The organism is Humiphilus diazotrophicus (assembly GCF_059726315.1).
The window spans coordinates 147623-168110 of record NZ_AP040871.1 but is presented as its reverse complement, the minus strand read 5'-3'; the positions used below and the strand labels follow the sequence as shown (position 1 = coordinate 168110).

The 20488-nt window shown below is 49.2% G+C and carries 11 protein-coding genes; 4 read left to right on the top strand and 7 right to left on the bottom strand.

Annotation, left to right across the window (positions count from 1 at the left end; genetic code table 11):
- The first annotated feature begins 89 nt into the window (after positions 1-89).
- The 3 genes from AC6I7T_RS30755 to AC6I7T_RS30745 all read left to right on the top strand — a co-directional run bounded on the left by AC6I7T_RS30755 (position 90) and on the right by AC6I7T_RS30745 (position 4972).
- Positions 90-1499, top strand: a complete 1410-nt coding sequence (locus AC6I7T_RS30755) for a hypothetical protein (RefSeq protein WP_497795231.1) — start codon at positions 90-92, stop codon at positions 1497-1499.
- Between the two features lie 55 nt (positions 1500-1554).
- A complete protein-coding gene (locus tag AC6I7T_RS30750; protein WP_497795229.1) occupies positions 1555-2376 on the top strand; it encodes an IclR family transcriptional regulator in 822 nt (273 codons plus the stop codon).
- Between the two features lie 325 nt (positions 2377-2701).
- Entirely contained in the window at positions 2702-4972 is a 2271-nt protein-coding gene (locus AC6I7T_RS30745; protein ID WP_497795227.1) for a glycoside hydrolase family 65 protein, read from the top strand.
- A gap of 129 nt (positions 4973-5101) precedes the next feature.
- On the opposite strand, the gene AC6I7T_RS30740 is transcribed toward AC6I7T_RS30745, so the two are convergent.
- The 5 genes from AC6I7T_RS30740 to AC6I7T_RS30720 all read right to left on the bottom strand — a co-directional run bounded on the left by AC6I7T_RS30740 (position 5102) and on the right by AC6I7T_RS30720 (position 16951).
- Positions 5102-8815: an outer membrane beta-barrel protein gene (locus AC6I7T_RS30740; protein ID WP_497795226.1), complete on the bottom strand. Its 3714-nt coding sequence runs from the start codon at positions 8813-8815 to the stop codon at positions 5102-5104.
- A gap of 664 nt (positions 8816-9479) precedes the next feature.
- On the bottom strand, positions 9480-10127 hold the full coding sequence (locus AC6I7T_RS30735) for an RNA polymerase sigma factor (RefSeq protein WP_497795224.1): 648 nt from the start codon (positions 10125-10127) through the stop codon (positions 9480-9482).
- 924 nt (positions 10128-11051) lie between these two features.
- Positions 11052-12422: a DUF3863 domain-containing protein gene (locus tag AC6I7T_RS30730; RefSeq protein ID WP_497795223.1), complete on the bottom strand. Its 1371-nt coding sequence runs from the start codon at positions 12420-12422 to the stop codon at positions 11052-11054.
- A 353-nt stretch (positions 12423-12775) separates the two neighbouring features.
- The gene (locus tag AC6I7T_RS30725; RefSeq protein WP_497795221.1) at positions 12776-15871 is read right to left on the bottom strand and encodes a glycoside hydrolase family 2 protein; all 3096 of its coding nucleotides are present in this window, start codon (positions 15869-15871) and stop codon (positions 12776-12778) included.
- Between the two features lie 438 nt (positions 15872-16309).
- The gene (locus AC6I7T_RS30720; protein WP_497788089.1) at positions 16310-16951 is read right to left on the bottom strand and encodes an IS630 family transposase; all 642 of its coding nucleotides are present in this window, start codon (positions 16949-16951) and stop codon (positions 16310-16312) included.
- Between the two features lie 385 nt (positions 16952-17336).
- Between AC6I7T_RS30720 and AC6I7T_RS30715 the strand changes: the two genes are divergently transcribed.
- Positions 17337-19070, top strand: coding sequence for a PAS domain S-box protein (locus AC6I7T_RS30715; RefSeq protein ID WP_497795219.1), 1734 nt, complete (start codon positions 17337-17339; stop codon positions 19068-19070).
- A 10-nt stretch (positions 19071-19080) separates the two neighbouring features.
- On the opposite strand, the gene AC6I7T_RS30710 is transcribed toward AC6I7T_RS30715, so the two are convergent.
- Positions 19081-19461, bottom strand: a complete 381-nt coding sequence (locus AC6I7T_RS30710; RefSeq protein ID WP_497795218.1) for a hypothetical protein — start codon at positions 19459-19461, stop codon at positions 19081-19083.
- A gap of 277 nt (positions 19462-19738) precedes the next feature.
- Positions 19739-20350, bottom strand: a complete 612-nt coding sequence (locus tag AC6I7T_RS30705) for a response regulator transcription factor (protein WP_497795216.1) — start codon at positions 20348-20350, stop codon at positions 19739-19741.
- Positions 20351-20488 lie beyond the last annotated feature (138 nt).

Below are 20488 nucleotides of genomic sequence, written 5' to 3'. Positions count from 1 at the left end.
AGATAGATCAGCGACTTACAAGATATTCCGCTTCTGGAACAGCCAATCTCCACTTTCTGCTGGACTGAACCTTCTGTGCGGAACTACACTTGCTCGTTTCAATTTACTCTGTGTCGTTTCAATTTGCGCCTATGGCTACTCAAACAATAGATTCTCATTCCACAACAGCTGCGCTTGCAAAAGACGAACGGTGGCAGCTGATACTTCGAATTACTTCGAGCCAGCAGTTTGCGAAAGCCACACAGCTTCGTGAAATCCTGCTTTACATCACCCGCTCTTGGCTCCTGGATGAAACCGTAAGCATTCACGAACAAGACATCGCCTGCAGCGTTCTGGGACGCAGGGATGACTTTAACCCCGCAGAAGACAATATCGTCCGCGTTCAAATCCGACATTTGCGTAAGAAACTAGAACAGTACTTCGCAACCGAGGGAGTACTGGAACCCGTCGAATTAAACATCCCCAAGGGGAGCTATGTACCGCGCTTCGAAAAGCGGTCCGAGAAGCCTGAAATACCAGCCGCTCCCGCAATGACAACGATAGAGCCGGTTCTTGTATCTGCGCATTTGCCGACCATGCCAGATTCACCGCACCAGGATTTCGTCACCTCACAGAGGCTAAAAAGAATCTGGCTAGCCGTAGTGATATCGCTTTTTGCCCTCCTTTCGTTCAGTGTAGGAAGATTCACGCGCCTCCCAGATCCGGCGCGGGCTGCTGTCCGCAAAACGGGACAGAATTTCCTGCTGAATCGCGTCTTTGTCAGCGATCTTCCTATCTCGGTCGTAGTAGCCGATACCAATCTGGTAGTGCTGCAAAACATGCTGCACACAGATATTTCGGTGAATGATTACATCAGCAAAGAGTATCCCGAAAATATTCTGCGCTACGCCTCCGACCCCAAAGAACATAACGTGCTGAAACAAATCGCTCTCCGGCGTTTTACAAGCCTGGCAGATGTAAATGTCGCAACCCGCTGTGCCGAGTTGAGCAAAGAGTTTGGATCACGAATGGCCATTCGCTATGCCCGCAACATGAACGCCCGGGACTTTGAACGCGGCAATTTCATCCTGATAGGGAGCCGGACGGCAGATCCTTGGGTTGGCCTGTTCGAGCCGCAGCTTAACTTCGCCTATGAGAAAGATCCTGCAACGCAGGTCTTTCGTTTTCGTAACAAGAATCCAATGCCGGGAGAACAGAACCTCTATGTGGCGCAACCGGAAAAGGACGGATCGACCACAAGCTATGTCGATATCGCTATGGTGCCGAACCTCTCCAGAACCGGTTACGTATTGTTGCTCAATGCAGCAACCATGGATGCCAACGAAGCAGCAACTGAGCTGATCTTCCGAAACGAATTGCCGGCGGCATTATCGAAATTGGTAACGCAGGAAATACTGGGACCTGCAGGGACCCAATCCTTCGAAATTTTTCTGCGGGATCATGCTATTGACGGTGTCGTAAGCGGATTCGACGTAGTAGCGGTTCGAAAACTGGGCTAAGCGGTGAGAGAATCTCCGCGAACCACTTTATAGAAATAGCAAGACCGGAGCCACAATGCCAAAGTCTCTCACGAACGGACACATTGCTAAATCGTCAAACCACAGTACAACGGAAGAAAAGGATCCTTACTTCTCCAGATCTGTCAGTAAAGCTTTCGAGATTCTGTCCGTACTCAGCACCGCACATAGCACCTTGTCTATAAACGAAGTAGCAGAGCGAACGGAACTGACGAAGAGCTTTGCTTTTCGTATTCTGCGCACACTCGAATCACTGCAATATGTCTCCCGTTCGGCAGATGGCAGCTTCCTGATTGCTCAAGGCAGCTATTTTGCTCTGTCACAACTCACAACACGCCTCTTGGTCGCGGGCCGGGAGCCGATGGAAAAGCTGAATCGTACTTTTCAGGAAACCGTTAGCCTGGCTGCTCTGCTAGGAAACAGAATAGAGGTAATCGATGTAATCGACAGCCCACACCTGATGAGAATGACAAACATAGTAGGCCGTATTCTTCCGCCTCACGCAAGTTCTTTGGGAAAGGCAATCACCGCATTTCAGCCGGAAGCAGAGCAACGATACCTGATCTGCAATTACGGCCTCCTGCGCATTACAAGCGGCACAATCACTGACGAGAATCTTTTACAAATGGAGTTTGATCAGATTCGCAAACAAGGCTTCGCGCGTGACGTGGAAGAGAGCATTCTTGGCGCACATTGCCTTGGTGCACCCATTTATATACAACCTGATCGTGTAATAGGAGCAGTTAGTCTTTCGATGCCAAAATCCCGTTTCCCCGAATCTCAAGAAGGCAGGGATCATATCGTACAATCCGTCAAAGCTGCAGCAGAACATATTACTGCTTCGCTGAAGGGCCTTTAGGCTAAGCCAAAAGGTTAGTACGGCCAAGAGATGGACATAACGAATCTCTATTGCCTTTATGGTGTGTTTATTCACCTTTACGTAAACCTTCCAGCTTTCACCGTTAATTGTCTTGAGGACGATGCTTCAACATCCGAATAATCAATAAGCTATGACGGAAATCCGGTCGTCGCTCTGCCCTTTTGTACACGAAGAGCTATCCTTTGCTATTGATTTACAGCATAAACAACCACGGACTCCTCGAATGATAACCAACACCTCTCATAATCTTGTCTCCAAACAAAGCGCTATCTCTAAACGGTTGAAGAACTGCATCTTTGGATTCGTGTCAATCCTCTCGATCGGCATACAGGCCTTTGCAGCCGACCTCTCTTCTTTTGAGTCCGTTGCCACCCAAGAAAATTTTGGTCTCTATTTCCCAGCCTATCTGGCTAACGGATATTTCAGCATCACGACCTCACTACGTGCCACCGATTCAACTCCTTCCTACATGATTGGCCTCATGGATCACACGAAGGAAGATATTTCACGGCCAAGTGCCATTCCCAGTTGGGGAGAGATCAACTATTTCGATGGTGCTACCTGGTTGAATTCAAGTGTCGTAACCGCTACAGCATTTCTCAATTACCGGCAAACGTTAAATCGTTATGACGGCACGCTCAATACAAATTATGTCTGGCGGAACAACGCACACGAAACACAAATTAAGGTTCAAACATTTGTCAGCGAGGCATCTCCTCATTTGGCGGCAACAGCCTTAACGATGACGCCTAATTTCGACGGTGCCGTTACTCTCCGCTTCACACTGCGCCCCTATCCCGCACCGCTTTATCGGCTGCAACTAGCCACGATGACGCGGGCCGAAAAAGATAGAGCCATCCAGGAAGCAGCGCGAAAGCACCAAATAGCCGATCTCACCGCTCCGGACATCACGGATGGATTAGCAGCGCGCCGCCCCGAAGCCGATCCACATACCTCGCCAAATCGTGTAGGCCAATGGTATCCCGGAGAAGTCAAAATCGATTCTTATGATGCCGATCCTAAGAAGAAGCTCTTATGGATTCAGGGCCATAGCCTCCTGGGACAAGACTTCTCGGAAGCAGCAGCAGTAGAGCTTCCCTCAGGTCTAAAACCAGATTCCATACAGGTAGTACGCTCGGGAGAACTGGTCCAACTGGAAGTCAGCTTCCAGGCAATGCGCAATGTCCCTTATACATTTGCAAAATACGTCTCTGCTGCCAGAACCGATTGGGGCAACATTCATAAAACTCGCGGCTGGGCTCAAAAAGCACGGAAGAGAGGATTCTCTACTCTACTCGCAGCGCATCAAGACGCGTGGCACAAGATCTGGAAATCCGACATCATTATCGATAACGATCCGGAGTTGCAACGAGTTGTCCATTCGGATATGTTCAGCCTGCTTGAAAACTCTACCGTCAATACTCGCTGGGCGATCCAAGGAATGGGGCTTAGCCCTATCTATGGGGGACATGTCGCATGGGATTGCGACTCCTGGCATTTTCCAGTTCTTCTTCTACTACATCCGGAACGTGCCCGTTCTGTTGTCAACTATCGCTATCGTGTTCTACCTCAAGCAGAGGAGAATGCGCGTCGTCACGGCTATCGAGGAGCGATGTATCCCTGGGAAGCAGATCCGGAAGATGGTACCGAGACAACACCATTCTTTGCCAAAGGCTTCGCTGACCGGGAAGTTCATATGACCGCTGATGTCGCGATTGCTCAATGGCAATATTACCTTGCTACGGGAGACAAAGCATGGCTGCATCATTACGGCTATCCGGTAATACGAAGCATTGCAGATTTCTGGGTAAGCCGCGCCACATTTAGTTCCGCGAATAATCGTTACGAAATTCTGCACGTGACTTCTCCTGATGAAGCTTACGACGATGTATCCAACGATTCCTTTACAAATGCTGTTGCGCAGAAAGCCCTACGGATAGCTGTCAATGCTGCAAAGATCCTCAATGAAGCCGCAGATCCTAAATGGTCGGAGGTTGCCGAACAGATGTACATTCCTTTCTCCGAAACGGAACAGAGGCATCTGGATTTCGATGAGACCATCCCTCACAACAAGCAAACATGGATGGGAAGTTCAATTTCCTGGCTGGCGTATCCTCAGCTTGATCTGCCTATGAGCAGAACTGTTCGGCAGAATGATTTTGACTTCGCAACCAAAGCCCTACGCGAATTGACACCCGATGCGAACGATATGGTCCCGGTGATGCTAGGCATAGAAGCTGCGGAGTTGGGCAATCCGGAAGAAGCGGACAAATGGCTTCGCTTCAGCCTTAATGGATTTCTTAAGCCGCCTTTTGACGTTCGCAGTGAGACGCCGCGTAATAACACACTCTATATTCTTTGTGTTTCAGGCGGCTTTGTAGAAAACTTCCTCTACGGCTTCACCGGATTACGTTATACCGATGACGGACTGAAGGCAGTCTATCCCCCGCTGCTCCCAAGCAACGTTCGACAAATTACGCTCCGTAATGTTGCCAATAAAGGAAAGCGGTTTGACTTCATTGTGCAACAAGATCCACAGGGCAAGATTTCACTGATTCGCAAGGATGCAGAATAGCGAAGTTTCTGAATGGAGGGGACGGAGACCCACAAATGCTAACAAGAGGGCCTTCAAGTGAGGTACCGCTCCATGATGCAGTCGAAGGGGGCTTCCTGAAGGAAGCCCCCTTCGACTTTGGAATGAGGTCTAGAAGGTCAAACGGATAGTCAGCTGCACCTGACGTGCAGTTTTGGCAGATCGCGTGGTGCTGATGATACCCGAATAGGCATCGGGGCTATTCGTTCCCTGCTGGTTAAAGACGTTGAAGAAATCGGCATTGAACTTAATAAAAGCCGATTCCCGGATAGAGAAGCTCTTGAACAGGGAGGCATCCGTCTGGAATCCCCAAGGAGCAGGCAGATAGGTTTTGTAGTAAGGATGAATGCCAACCGCACCGTCGGTTCCGGGCCCAGGAGCATACGACACATTGGAAGCAACAGTGCCATCAGCCAAGGGAATGTTCACCCACTGATTTTGTTGAGCCGAATTCAGTGGCTGATGGGCTGGTGTATAGCTTGCAGGAAGTCCTTGATATCCCTTGGGCGTATTCCTTTGGCTGGCTGGAATATATCCGTTATAGCCAAGGTATGCTTTGTAGCAGACTCCACCTCCATGGCAATCGAGCACCTTATATTTCTGGCCATAATAGTGCAGTGGAGTAAAGCTACCCCAATCACTGGTTGAGGGATGCCACATCGACTGAGACATATCGCCAGTACCTGCAATCTGCCATCCACCCACGAGCTGGTTGGCAAAGCGATTTGCACCCGGCAATAGCCACTTACCTCTGCCTATTGGTAAATCCAGGACCCAGTTATATTTGACGTGATGGGTGGGTTGGGAGGTGTCGCGAATATAGTCCTGTTGATAATTCATTCCATGTGGAGTAGTTGCGCTGAGTCCAGGCAGGAAGGTCGATGCATCATAAACAATTGAGTCGCGAGATCCGTTTCCACCGATGCGGAAATTCCGGGCGAAAACATAAGAGATCTGAAAAGCATATCCCCGGTTATACAGTCTCTGAAAATTGATCTGCATTGAATTGCTGTTTGACCAACCTGTTTTCTTCTGGATCTGGACATCCGCATACGTGGTTTTATCGTAAGGACGTTGCAGCGTATTGGAATAGAAGCCGCTGGGCTTCGCCTTCCCGGTAGTTGTATACCAGACATAGTCGCTGGGTTTGGGATTCGTGTACCAGTACTGCTCAAGATTCACACCATGATTCCCAAGATAAGCAACACTGAGAATTGTGTGTTGTGGAAGTGATTTCTCGACCGTGACATTCCATTCGCGGTAAGAGGCGGAAGGATAGTGTGGATCGAGCACATTCAGATTGCCCCAGGTTCCCGGAGTGTAGGATGAGCTGCTGAAGTCGATAATGTTCGTGCTATTTTGTCCAGCTACAACAGTCTGCTGAGAACGAAGAATGTAGTTAGGAAGACCGTCATTCTGAGCAGCATTAGCAAAATCTCTCGACCATCCGCCTGTGTAAGGTGGCAATCCATTCATTGAACCGTAGAAGTTGCGTGTTGGAGATGGATAGATATAGGTTCCATATCCACCGCGGAGCACCAGCCCTCTCTTGGTTCCGAATGGTTGCCAGGCGGCACCGAGCCGGGGTACTACATTGAAGTATTGGCTTTCGGTTCCTGAACTTGGAAATCCCGCCTGTTTTGGAGTTTCAAACGTTACCCCGAGCCCCTTCAGACCATTCACAATAGCAGGAAGTGAGAAACCATACTTATAGAGTTCATCGATAGTGTTTCCCAATACCATCGCGTGATTTTTCACGTCAAAACCGATGAACTGATTGTGAGCTTCGTGTATAGCAGGATGGACTTCCCAGCGAAGCCCCAGATTCAAGGTCAGATTATCTTTGATGTGATAATCATCCTGGAAATAAGTGCCAACTTCCTGATAGCGGATATGCAGGTAGTGGGCCATGAGGTTGTTCTGATAGCCCTGCGCATAGCCCATAAAGAAATCGGCGGCTGCAAGCCCTGTATTGTTTAGAGCGTTGTCAGCTTTAGAGCTGATCGTATTGGGATCAAGATTAGCCGTAGCCATGCCGCTAAAAGAAACGACGGCAGGAACGGATTGATCCGGCTGGATATTGAGACGTTCGTGACGATATCGACTTCCAAATTGCATTGTATGGCGCCCACGAATCCAAGTCAGATTATCGTCAAAGAGATTCACATAATCATTATCTCTACGTGGGTTATCATTCTGCCCATAAGCCTGAAGGATAGAATTCGATGCACCACTATTGGTTGCTGTACCGACGATATTGGGAAAACCCAATGAACCGAAGTTGTTCTCTATCCCCAGTTGTGACGAATAGTTGATGTTCGGATTCAATGAGGCTTCGGTAATATCAGCCTCGTAATTCATGGAAGTAACAAATTCGTTGTAAAACGTAGGCGAGAATGCGTGATTCCAGGATAAAGCACCGCTCTGAGTCTTTACCGGGAAATAGGATATGTTCCAATTGCCATCTGTCGTCGGCGCTCCAAGATGGTTTCCGGAATAGCCGTTGGCATAGTTGACTTTACCCCAGGTATAGCGGAAGAAAGTGGTATCTTTATCGGAAAAATGATGATCCAGACGGAAGGTATAGCCTGGATTGTCATTGTTATTAGGAACCGGAAGAGTCAGATTGCTTGCCTGATACGGATTGTTGCTATTAGAGGGCTTGGGAGTAATTGCGTAAAGAGCTTTGGCCAGCGGCCCTATCCGGCTCCCTGGGATCTGGTTCCCTGAAAAAGCTTGGCGCTGCCATGAGCTCTTGGGAGAAGATGCATTATAGGGCGTTGTCGTCTGTGGATCGTAGATAGTTACGGGAGTAGATAGATTGCCGGTTGTTATATTGCTAAAATCGCCGTTTCTCATTGCTTCCGTCGGAACACGGAAGAGCTGCGATGATCCTTGCCGCAAGGACAATTTTTCCCAACTAAAGAAAAAGAAGGACTTGTTCCTTCCGTTATAGAGTTTAGGAAGAAGGATCGGCCCGCCAATTGAGAAGCCATACTCATTGCGGATGTACTTCGGCGCCGTCTTATAGGTGTCTTGACGATTTCTCGCAATACCATAGGCGTTATCGCGATTCGTCTCAAAAGCTGTACCGTGGAATTGGTTAGACCCTGCTTTGGTCGAGATAATAGCCGTACCCGGACGATCGAACTTTGCAGAGGAATTACTGGTTTCTATGCGAACCTCTTGAATCGAATCAGGATCTGGCTGTTTCTGATCGAGACCTCCACCATCACGATTATCGAGAGAAGCGCCATCTTGAATCCAGGAGAAAGCTCCCCAGTTCAGGCCATTTACACGAGGTTGTGCCCCGCTCCCGCCTTCATATCCTGGAACAGTAGAACTGATCAGGCCGGCGATCGAGCGCCCGTTCATGGGAATCTGCTCAAGCCTCTGCCGTTCAAGAGTAGTACCTTGTGACGGAGCGTCTGTACTGATCAGAGTGGTCTGATCGGCAATTACCGTCACCTGACTTGTCACACTGCCTACCTGGAGACCGGCATTCAACACGGCGGTTTGGCCAACCTGAAGTGTCAAGGTTGTCTCCCACTTGCTCATACCAGAGGCAGCAACAGTAATTGTGTATTCGCCAACAAACAACGAGGGGACACTATAAAAGCCGACCGAGTTCGTCACCGTAGTGAATTGCTCGTTCGTGCTAGTCTTAACTACAGTAACTGTCGCATTGGGAACCATAGCTCCTTTCGGGTCTGTAACAGTTCCTTGAATACTTCCTGCTCCGGTTTGCGCAAACGCGCTCGACAGACAAAACACGAGCAACAGTACTGCGGCCACCGCCTTCCAATGAAATATCGTGTTTCTCATTTTTTCCCTCCACCATCTGCCTTGTCGCCCTCGCATCGATCGGATTATTGGGGTATCTCTTCACTCCGCTCGTGGCATCCATTAGGAGCAGCTGGTGTTCTTGTGCAGGTCCTTCTACTACTTCAACGCTTTCAGGTAGGGTTTCCCCACCGGCGCAGATCGTTATTGTCAATACGTCACACCTGCAAGGGAATTCACGGTAAAGCAACAAACAATTTACGTAAACGATTTTTAGAATCAATTGACTAGCTACCACTATGTCTCGCCAGAGACACAGATCTATCGGCAGAATCATTGCCGATTACCATTCCTCAGCTTGTTGATATTGAGGGCTAAAGCTTGCGAAAAAACTGACGCTCCGGCTCCCTGGCGCAGAGAACTGGATTGCTACCGAATCGTCTTCTTAGCCGAACGAGCAAGGAAGTAAAGGCAGGTAGAAACTTGAAGAATGGATAGTCTCTCAGACAGAATGGGAATATGGCAGTACTCGACAACTGCAGCCTCAATCTGAGACCCAGGTGCTTTGATAGAGCAGTCAAACAGTATCAGCCCCCTTGCTGATGAGGTACTAGCAGCTTGTTTTCAGATACTTAACAGGATCGGCAAAGAAACCCCTCTGAGAGATCCGTCCAGAGAGGCTTTCGCCCAATTACCGGAGACATATCTATCCATGCCGCAGCAAAGATACTTGTTCCTGAAGATCGTCTTGGATTCTGCGGCGCGCCCTGAAGGATCTGGATTTTAGCGCACCGACGCTAATGCCGAGAGTCGTAGCAGCTTTCGCCCTGCTGTGTTCCTGCACATGACACATAACAAATGCCGTGCGAAGAAATAACGGCAATCTTCTGATTGCGTCTTCGAGTATCTCCCTTATCTCTGTACTTTGATATTGCTCCTCTGGTGTGGCTCGAGTTTCCGGCAAATCCCAAACACGGAATCCATCTTCCCCTTGCATCATCTCTTCGATCGAAACAACTGGCCGATGCCGCCTCGTCCGGAGGCACATGAGAGCTTGATTGATTCCAATGCTAAGTAACCAGGTTGAAAAGCGGGAATGCCCTTTGAATTGATCCAGCTTCAGATAAGCACGAAGTAAAGATTCCTGCAGTGCATCCTCGGCGTCTTCCTGATGCTGGGTAATCTTCAGAATCATTTTGAACAACTTCCGCTTATACGGCTCGACAAGTGTCTCAAAAGCACCCGGATCTCCCCGTCTCGCCATCTCGATAAGGAAAGAGTCATCGCGACCTTCGTTAGCAGTGCGTGTTTGAACAAGAACTTCATCATAGACAGAGCTATTGATTGGGGACATCCTCGCTCACTCCTCACTTTCATCTCGACATCTTTGCAATATGGCCAAATCTGCGTGTATGCTCTGTAACCTAAAACTACGATCAACAAATGCTTCGTCTCCCTTGACGGAAATAGCGCTCCATCAAATCGGGAGAACAATACTTCCGCTTACGGAACGGCTATCAGGTATGGCAAAATTGTTTCTCTGTTTCTTAATGTCTAGGCTCTTTGTCAATTTCGTGTGCTGATAATCGGCATGATTCTACGAATAGCCACACTTCACGATCCTTGAGGTCCCACACTAAAAACCTAAGTGCGCCAGGGTGTCATATTCGCCAGCTCAATCATCATCATCGCCGATAAATGACCTATTAAAAGCGTAGAGCTTTTCCTCTGATCTAGAGTCCCTAGATGTAGTAATAGTCAAACAACTCTTTCGAGGTATGCGCCCATATGCATGAATGGCGGGATATTGTGGGTTCAAATTTGAATTACAAGCGTCGGCTCACTTTGCTGGAGTAGAGCCTTCTCCTTCATTAGTATTCAATGGAGCTAGACAAATCCGACAGATAGCAAGACAGGACCTGCAACTGTCAGCCGATATAGCGTGGGTAGATGCTTGATATGACGGCTTAGCAATTTCCCCCTCCGAAATCACCTGTTAGTAGAGGGATGCATACCGAAAGCTGTTCGCATCGATAGTTGGGTTGGGAGTTTGTAACCCATTAGGAACCCGATGGTTACGGGGGAAAGTTAGAGATTGTAGTCCTTGGAAAAGCTATCGGCGCGGAAAACTGGAGTCCAGAACCATCGCGTCCCGAAAGCATATTGCGTACAGCTATAGCTCCAGGAAAGAAGATCAGAAAGAATATTGAAATATCTGTTATCCGCGAAAGCCAAAACTCAAGCTTACGCCATTAGCCGAAGTCTAAATACCTTCCAATCAGGCTCGATTTTTGAGCTTCGGATATTTGGTAAAGATGCGTTTCTGATCTTCAGAACTGAGTTCCCTCAGACCAATCGGTTTATCCTGAGGCCTCATCCCTTTCTGGTTTAGCACATTCATCAGACTCCAATCTCGCTGTAGTCCTTTGGGCTCTTCTGCCTTCAAATCATAACGGGTAAAGTCGATAACGAGAGGAGAGCTATTCTTTGTCCAATCATGCAACAGGGCCAGACGAAAGTTGCCGTTCATGAACCATTCGATTTCCAGCTCCCGCTCTGAACCAGGAGCACCGGTCCCCTTAGCGTCAAATCGATAGTTCAACCTGGTATTGTTTGAATTGTGCTTTCTCCATTCCAGACCAAACGAACCCTCGGTCATCACCTTCGTATCCGGCCATCGATCCCGTACCGCCTGTAACCAATAGGTCAGATCTTCATCGTGCCCTACTGAAACCTCCCATATCGAGGTCACCCAGCCGAACCCATTCAAAGCGTGCCCGCGATCAAAATGCATCGCGGTGGTATCCATCATCTCCTTGCGACCAGCTGTTGTACCCATGTTGCCGACAGACTCAATCGGACCTACGCCCAGTCTGCTATTATGTTTGGGCCCAACACCTTCTTTCCGCGCCGAGAGAAAATCGCAAGTCCAGCCATCCAGGCAAACACTGTCAATGAAATCAGCCTTTCCTTGTGCTGGCTTCAAATAGTGTTCGACACTGGGGTAATAGGGATAGCAAATTCCTCCATCCCCATCTCCGTGATCGATACCATGCTGGCTCCAAATCTGCCCCTGACAAACATGAATACCTTCATCCGCTGCAAGGAATCTCTGGTTTTCTGCGTCCAGAAATCCCGCCACAATACACTGAGGCCGATAGCCGTTCCCCACCATCTCGGAGATCAGCTTAAGCGACTTATGAATGGTCTCCCGATTGTGTTCGCGGGTGTCATACATTGGAGCAAAAAAGCCCCCGGGAATAAAAGTGATCTCGTCTCCATAACGATCATGATAGGAGGCCAGCAACCGCCGAGCTTCTTGATACTCCTTCCTATCGTCATTCAGCGCGAGCCATGAAATGGCCCAAGTCATCTTGCCATCGGGACACCCGCGAGCAAAAGCATCCCGTCGGGAACGAATATGTGCGGGACTATTATCAGCGCTCTCGTCCTCGCCAATTGACCGTGTAGGAGTCACTTCAACTTGATTTACACGTACTATCGAAACATGGGTAAGGAATCTGCCGGTAAGAGCTGCCGCACTGGTCGCTGCACGGAGAAAAGAGGGCTGGACTGCTTCCCACAGAAGCAAAGATGATGCTGAACCAATACCTGCAAGGACTTCGCGTCGGCTCCATTTACTGCCCATTGATTGCCCCCTCAGCAGAGCTTTTTACCCGCAAACACATAATACCGATATAAAAAGCTAATCGTACGACAAAGTTCCAACGTTGTCATATTTTGCAATACCAGGTATATCCCTCCATACCCAGTTGGGCAAAACATCTTTCGATTGACGCACACAAAATCAAAACCAGCGCAATCAAGCGGAGGTTCGATATCGCTTCCGGGAGGGAATGGCCATCAGCCCCGTTTTCGAATCAGAGCACAGGCAATCAGCTTTCAGCTTCACAATCTTGTCCCACCCGACGCAATACCTCGATCAGACAACCGTGGAGCTATCTTTCCCAATCGAGCAGGGCGTCGGGCTACTTAGTACCTTCATTGTTTTGGCGCTACATCACCTAAAACTGCCTTAGTGTAGACCTCTGCTTCAAGAATACCCAAGATGGGTTTCCCCTGTTTTGCCGTTGGTTCTGCTTGATCTATCTTTCCATTTACTTCCACCAAAGCATGTGTTTCCTGAATGTCAAACGAAGGAGCAACAAGCCGAATGCGCAGTTTCGTTCCAGCTTTGGTGGCAGCCAGAGGCAAGGAAACATATCCAAGGCTAGTGGAAGTAGTCCCCTGATAAACCGTCTCATCATCAAGAGTAATTTGGAGTGGATAGCGACGAAGGCGGAAAGAGGCAAGCTTCAACTCAATTTCCGAGGGGATAATTGGATCACCAAAAGTATATTCGATCCAGGCCGACTCCAGCGTTCCCTCAACTAGCCTGATATCTGGCTCCGCATGTCGAATCGGCAAGCCATCGGAATCAATATCGGACCGAGTCACAGAAGCATTCGTCCAGGCAGTTGTCTCATCGTCATCATAGGACTTCGCCGCATCTGAAGTATTCGTTCCTGCGACAGCGGAAACGATCCTGACCGGTGTACGAGTTACAACGAAAGATGGCGTGGCAGGTGTTGGTCCGCGCTCCAAATTGACGGGCAATACTGCAGAAGCGTCACAATTCGATAAGCCACTATCCTGCTTCATGGCCAACGAAGTCAGGACAAGGTGTGCTGCCAGCAGGCCCTCACTTTCTGCCGTGACCGTGATTGGACCAGGCATTGTTGTAGAACGTATTGAAATGCGGTTGATACCGCCCTCAACAGGAAGATCGGGAGAAAGAATGTAGTTATCTTGATGCAGATAGGGAGCAATTGGCGTCGAGGAGAGCCCATGATTATTTGTCGCGGCAGTATTGATCGGCACAGGTTTGGCCGAGCCTTGAGCAATACCTCCACGCCACTCTGCTGGACCAGAGAGCGAAAAATGAATCATGTTGAGCGCGGTAGGAACGCGACGCCCTTGTGCATCGACGACCTCCGCATCGACCAGGGCTAGATCGGAGCCGTCGGCATGAAGTCCGCCAGGACCAGTATGCAATGTAAGGCGGATCGCAGCCGCTACACCTGTTGTTTCAAGCTTATCGGTAGCAACCACATGATGTTGCCCGTCATAGGCTATTGCTTCAAGCATTCCGGATTCGAAGGATACGTCGGGAAAGCAAAAGAGGAAGTCGTGCGTGGGCTTTTGTACGCCCAACGATTTGCCATTCAGCTTGACTTCGACCGTTGAGGTATTTGCAACAATATAGAGTGTTCTCTTTGTACCGGCAGGGTAGTTCCAATGACCGGTGATATGCACCCGCGGACGCTCCGGATTAACCCAGCCATCCCACATGACCTGATGCGCGAAAAAGGCGTCCTTAGGAATCCGCATCGCATCCACTTCGCCGGAACGACGGTAGTTGTTGTCCCCCCGGAAATGCGAATTCTCGTCAATCCAGCTAATGTTGACGCCACCCGAAGAGACACGCCTTCCAGTACCCGGGCGCGCGCGGAAATAATCATCCCACCGAAGGATGTCCTCAAGGGTGAAACTATCCTGGTTACGGTTATAAAGCGGTGAGTCCTTATGAAATGGGGGCGTCTGTTCGTTCCAGAATTTACGGGCTCCTTCATCGCGGTTATATTCATGAGCCCACACCGGCTTATACGCAGACTTATTGATGTAGAGCATTTCGCCACCATACTCGGCAGTTTGAGAGGCAAGCATTTCGCGGGACCCAATAGCGCGTCCCCCGTGCGGATCGAACTGATCCCGAACGGCAAGCATGTCTCGCATATGCTCCTCGCTGATTCCCTTATTACCCGATTCATAGAAGAGAACAGAGGGGTTATTCCGGTTGTAGATGATGCTATCGCGCATTAACTCGACACGCGCCTGCCACTGCCGTCCTTTGGGATCGCCTTCAGCATCACCCGCTGGTAGGGATTGCAGAAGGCCAACGCGATCACACGACTCTATATCTTGCTTCGAAGGAGTCACATGCATCCAGCGCACCAAATTTGCGTTATCAGCGACCATCAAGCCATTAGAGAAGTCGGAAACCCACGGTGGGACGTCGGTACCAAGAGCCGGCCACTCATTCGTCGTGCGAGCGGCATAGCCGTGAATCTGGATAACGCGACCGTTTAGATAAATCATGCCGTCGCGGAAAGTAGTCTGGCGAAACCCAGTGCGGGTTATCACGGCATCGGTTGGCTTACCGTTGATCAGTAGTGTCGTAGTAACGTTGTAAAGATATCCATAACCCCAGCTCCAGAAATGAAGATCGTTCGCCACAGTTTTGGTCCTGATGGTCTGGGTGGCATTGGGCGGCAGGACAACAGGATCTGAAGTCGCAATGGCTATGGCCTTACCGCTCAAGTCCGAGACTTGAGCACGCAGACGGAGCGTTTGAGAAACGGAGCTGTCATTCCTTACTTGCGATTCAATATGGATCGTAGCGGCATGCGCAGGGATATCGAAATTGTCAGCCCAAATATACAGCCCTGTAGTCCCTAAGGAAGAGTAGAGCGGAAGCGTTTGATGGACAGCCGGAGTTACATGCAACCAGGCCCGCTTATTGATACCACCAAAATTCGAATAAAAGTTAGTGTTATTCCATTGAACAGTCGAATTGCTAGCCTTTTCCCTATATTCCCAACTATTGTCAGTGCGAACGGAGATGACATTCTCACCGGGAATGAGATAAGGAGTGAGATCAAAACCAAACGCCATAACACCGTTTTCATGAAGACCGAGACGATGGCCATTGAGAAAGACCTCGGCGGCCTGACGAACACCTTCAAATTCGATAAAAACACGGCCGTCGTGAGCTAACGCAGGCAAACGGAAGTGCTTGCGGTACCATGCGACACCTGTGGGCTGATCGTGAATGGAAACACGGTAGGCAAAATCTTCGTTCCACGCGTGAGGAAGCGTAACTGTTTTCCACTTGGAATCATCAAAGAGGGGATCGGCTGCCTTTGGAGTGTCTCCCTCCGATAGTAGCCAAGCTGAATTGAAATTGTACCGGGAGCGCTGCGCATTCCCGCAAAAGCTACACATCATCAAGAAAATGACAAAAAAACAGCGGCGCATAATCTGAGAGAGCCCTCTTCGTGTGATATAGACATAAACACATTGATCCCGAAATACGCAAAACGAATTGCGCATTTTATGCCGTTCTTGCCATCAGCTCGCTCTAGCTATCCAGAATCTGAGACAGAGCGGACTGACGATACGGAGAATAAGTTTTCTCTGCATCTGTCTGAATTGCTTTTAATTCATCAGCCCGAAGTTTGTCATCAGACCAAAGTCAGATACCAAGCATAACGTGCTGAAATTTACGATTTATGCACCGATGTCGATCGCGACACGCGTTGCCTTCTGATGGCTCTTTCAGCTTATGCGCCCTCAACTTGCAATGGATTTGCAATAAACGCTGGAATCGTGGCATGCGTTGATGCAGTCAAGTACAGACCGTCCGAGAGCTGAGCCCAAAATCCGGCAATCACTCCGGTTAGAGCATTTTTCGAATTAGTGTAGACCATTTATACAGAGACGGAACCAAGCCTGAGCATTATCAGGGGAAATAAGCTTGAGAGCGTCGGCTATAGCTTGCTCAAGGGATTCTCTGGTTCTAGCTTTGGCAGCCCGAAGCAGTTGTTTGAGCTTAGCCCAAGCCTTTTCGATCGGATTCAGATCGGGCGAGTAAGGCGGCAGGTATAGCAATTCTGCTCCAGCGGCCTCGATCAGCCTCCGTACGCCGTTGACCTTATGGGAACTCAAGTTGTCCATTACCACCACATCGCCAGCTGTCAGTGCCGGACAGAGTATGTGTTCGACATAGGCTAGGAATATCTCCGCATCGGTAGCGGCTTCGATGGTCATCGTTGCTACCATGCCACGAAAACTCATTGCTCCCAGGATGGTCATGATTTTCCATTGTCCTCCAGGAGTAGATTCGTGTATACGAGTGCCTCCGAGGCAACGGGCATAACGCCTCGTCATCGAAGTTGTCACACCACTCTCGTCAAGGAAGATCAGCCGTTCCAGACTTGTCGCCTGGATCTTGGCGACAAATTCTTGGCGTCGCTGGCGGTTCGCTTCGGTATCGCGTTCACTGGCATAGAGCGACTTTTTTTCAGCCGTAAACCCAGTTTCCGAAGTAGAAACCAAATCCGCCCCAAGCTCAGTTCCACGCTTGCTTCATTGTGCAACTTTGCTTGCACTTCAGCCAACGTTAAATCCGGCTCCGCTTCCACCCACGCTATTACCTGCTTTTGCTCTCTGGCTCCGACGTGTGGTTTTCTCCCGGGACGATGAACAACTCGCTCGGCTTGACCACTATGCTTCCGCTGGCTGGAAACCTTCTTCGCCCAACCTACACTTACTCCAAATAGCTCTGCCAATTCCTCCAGCGTCCCATTCCCATCATCATAGGCTGCTAGGAACTTACGTCGCAGATCATCTTCGTAGGCTTTCGCCATTGCTTTGCTTGTCGCTGAGTTTCGCCATGCTCAGTCTACACTAATTCGAAAAATGCTCTAGAGAGGAAGATATTGTGAAAACAATAACAGCACTAAAGAACATCGGACTAGCTATCGTGTTCTGCGGAATTGCAATACCGGTTGCTCTACGCTTTGACTCCCCATCCTCAGCCTTTCTATTGGCGGCCATGTCCACCGCTCTTTTTGCAGGAAGGATAGCTGGACTCTTTGCTGCCGTATTGCTTGCGCTTTGTTTTGATGTGCTCTTCCTTCAACCTACACATCAACTCGCTATTGCCCATGGCTCTCTTGTTCGCTTTATCTCTTTTGTTACTGCCATGCTATTTGCCACGGAGTTGATTTCCGCCAAACGGCATTCTGACGAAGCCAGAGTCCAACGCGAAAGAGATTTTCGGCTACTGACCGAAACCTGCCCTGACTGCATTCTGATCGTAGATAAAGACCGAATCATTCGATTTGCCAACCCTTCTCTCACCAGGCTTTTTGGATACTCTGCTCCAGACGTCGAAGGAAAACCTGCTTCATTTCTGCTGACAGACCTCAAAACAGACCAGCAACCCCATGGAGAATTTCTAGCCCGCACTTCAAAAGACACATTTGTTCCCGTCGAAGCTACCTGTGGAAACTTTGACCGGAAAATGACTATTTTCCTGCGTGATATCAGCGACCGAAAGAAGGCACAGGAAAAGATGGAAGACAGTGAACGAGAGCTAAGACTCATCCTCGACACCATTCCCGGAATGGTTTATGCGCGAAACCCCGATGGCCGAGTAGAGTACGTAAACGGCCTAGCTATGAACTACTTTGGCACAACTTCCAAAGAAATTGGTAAAGGAGAATGGGTCAAGGCCTTGCACCCTGACGAACGGGAATGGGTTCTGGCCGCCATCGAGAAGAACTTCGCAAAAGGAGAACCCTACAGCATGGAATACCGGCGCAGGCGATTTGATGGAGAATACCGGTGGTTTGAGACCAAAGTTCAACCTCTGCGAACTGCGACAGGCGAGGTCCTCCGCTGGTATGGCTTATTGACGGATATTCACGACCGAAAAGCCGCTGAAGAATCCTTGCGCCAGATTCAGAATCGGTTGTCGCATGCAGCTCAGTTGGCAATGGCCTCTGAGATGTCCGCAGCTATTGTTCATGAGATTAGTCAACCGTTGGCAGCGATGGTTGCAAACGGACAGGCAGGTCTCCGATGGCTTTTGGCAAATCCACCTAATATTGAAAATGGAATGATGTCCATCGAAAGGGTGGTTCGCGATGGCAAAGATGCGCGGGAAATTGTAAAAAGTCTTCGAACTCTGTTTAAAAGATCTGCTCCAGAAAAGGGCCCGTTCGATCTTCGGCAGGTTGTGGATGAAGTGGTACTTCTCACCCGTGGACGAACAGAACGACATGGAATTTCACTTAAGGTTGATATAGTCCCTAACCTGCCCATGGTCTTTGCCGACCGCATCCAGGTTCAGCAGGTCTTGCTTAATCTGGTTTCCAACGCCATAGATGCACTACAAGATATTTGCGAAAGGACTCGTCTCATCGCCATTCGCATTGAGGAACGAGATGGCTCGGTTGCAACCGATGTCGTCGATACGGGAGCTGGGGTCGAAAATCTGGACAAGATTTTTGAAACTTTTTTCACCACAAAAGAAAATGGCATGGGAATGGGGTTATCAATCTGCAAGTCTATCATCGAAGCCCATAGCGGCCGCTTGCAGGCGGTCCGAAATACACCTTATGGGATGAGCTTTTCGTTTACACTTCCTGCGTTTACAGCCCTGCAATAACAGCAGAGTTTTAGTCCTGTAGAATTGTGCTCTTTGCTAATCCATGTATCAGAGGAACCGCAAGATGATGAATGTCAATCGACAATGCATCAGAGTTAGCCGCCCAAACGGCCTCTTCACATAGCTGCGACAAATATCGCAGATCGCTACATCTCCCATTCAGACAGTAAGCCTTTAATTCCGGACGCACCTTGCTTGCCCACAAGAATGCTTCGCATTCGTGCAACGGAGTACTTGCCTTTCCGATAATAAGTAGATCTGTACCAAAAAGCGCGCCAGTATTGACGAAGCTCTCGACAGAACAGAAGACCGAAACATGAAAGCCGGCGGCGATTAAGGCTTCATAGCATGCGTGTCGGACTGCAGAGCTTTTTTCGACTAAAGTAATCACAACAACCTCCCGGAGCTGACGAGATTGCTTAACAGGATCGATCCTACCGAGAAGAATGTTGGGTGCCAATTATCTCTTTGTATCGGTTAGAAGAAATATTTCCTTCCGGAGATAGCTCGGCGATAAGCATTGCCAGCAGTGGAATTCGCAAGCAGGATGTTGAGTTGCCTCCTCGAGAAAATGGTTTTGCCGGACTCCCGGATTTCGCTAGAAAACGGCGTAAAACCTTTGTGGTTTGTGCTCTATACTACGGCGGGGAATGCTTCAGGATTGCCAATCAATCGATACCCAGCTTGGTTGCCATCTTGACAAGATCGGCGAGAGACTGTGCTTCCATCTTCTTCATAATTTGTGCGCGCTGAACGCGGATGGTAATCTCACTTTTCCCCAGCTCAGCCGCGGTCTGCTTATTCAGCAAACCGGATACGATATGAGGCAAAACTGCACGCTCCCTTGGAGAAAGAGATTCATACCGCCTTTTCAGATCACTAAGCTCATCGCGCCTGCGCCGCTGCTCACGATCCAGATCAAAAGCAGAATTCACAGCACAAAGAAGTTCTTCTTCATCAAACGGCTTCAAGAGAAATTCTGCTGCTCCGGCCTTCATTGCTTTAACAGAGGAAGGCACGTCCCCATGACCGGTCAGAAAGATAATCGGTGGTGCTTCCATACCGGAGATCTCTTTCTGCAGTTCAAGACCACTCATGCCAGGCATATCGAGGTCTAATATGAGGCAGGAAAATTTATCGGAACGCTTGAATGACAGATAGTCTTTCGCGCTCTCAAAAACGACACAATGATAGCCGGCGGACTCTAGAAGATTGGTAAGAGCTTGCCTCACCCGTGGATCATCATCAAGCACGTACACGACTGGTTGAGATGCCTGCATCTTGGAATCTTTCTTGTTCAATCAAGATGAGAATACATTCGTAAAGTACTGCCCCGGAATTACGGGACTGCATCATTAATCTGTCACAACCTGCGATATTTTGCCAAACAGTTGCTCTTAAATACCATCCCGGAGCAA

Bases quoted from the DNA above. Each gene is read 5' to 3' on its own strand.
- AC6I7T_RS30750 (WP_497795229.1), top strand. From the start codon at position 1,555: ATGCCAAAGTCTCTCACGAACGGACACATTGCTAAATCGTCAAACCAC.
- AC6I7T_RS30740 (WP_497795226.1), bottom strand. From the start codon at position 8,815: ATGAGAAACACGATATTTCATTGGAAGGCGGTGGCCGCAGTACTGTTG.
- AC6I7T_RS30735 (WP_497795224.1), bottom strand. From the start codon at position 10,127: ATGTCCCCAATCAATAGCTCTGTCTATGATGAAGTTCTTGTTCAAACA.
- AC6I7T_RS30730 (WP_497795223.1), bottom strand. From the start codon at position 12,422: ATGGGCAGTAAATGGAGCCGACGCGAAGTCCTTGCAGGTATTGGTTCA.
- AC6I7T_RS30725 (WP_497795221.1), bottom strand. From the start codon at position 15,871: ATGCGCCGCTGTTTTTTTGTCATTTTCTTGATGATGTGTAGCTTTTGC.
- AC6I7T_RS30705 (WP_497795216.1), bottom strand. From the start codon at position 20,350: ATGCAGGCATCTCAACCAGTCGTGTACGTGCTTGATGATGATCCACGG.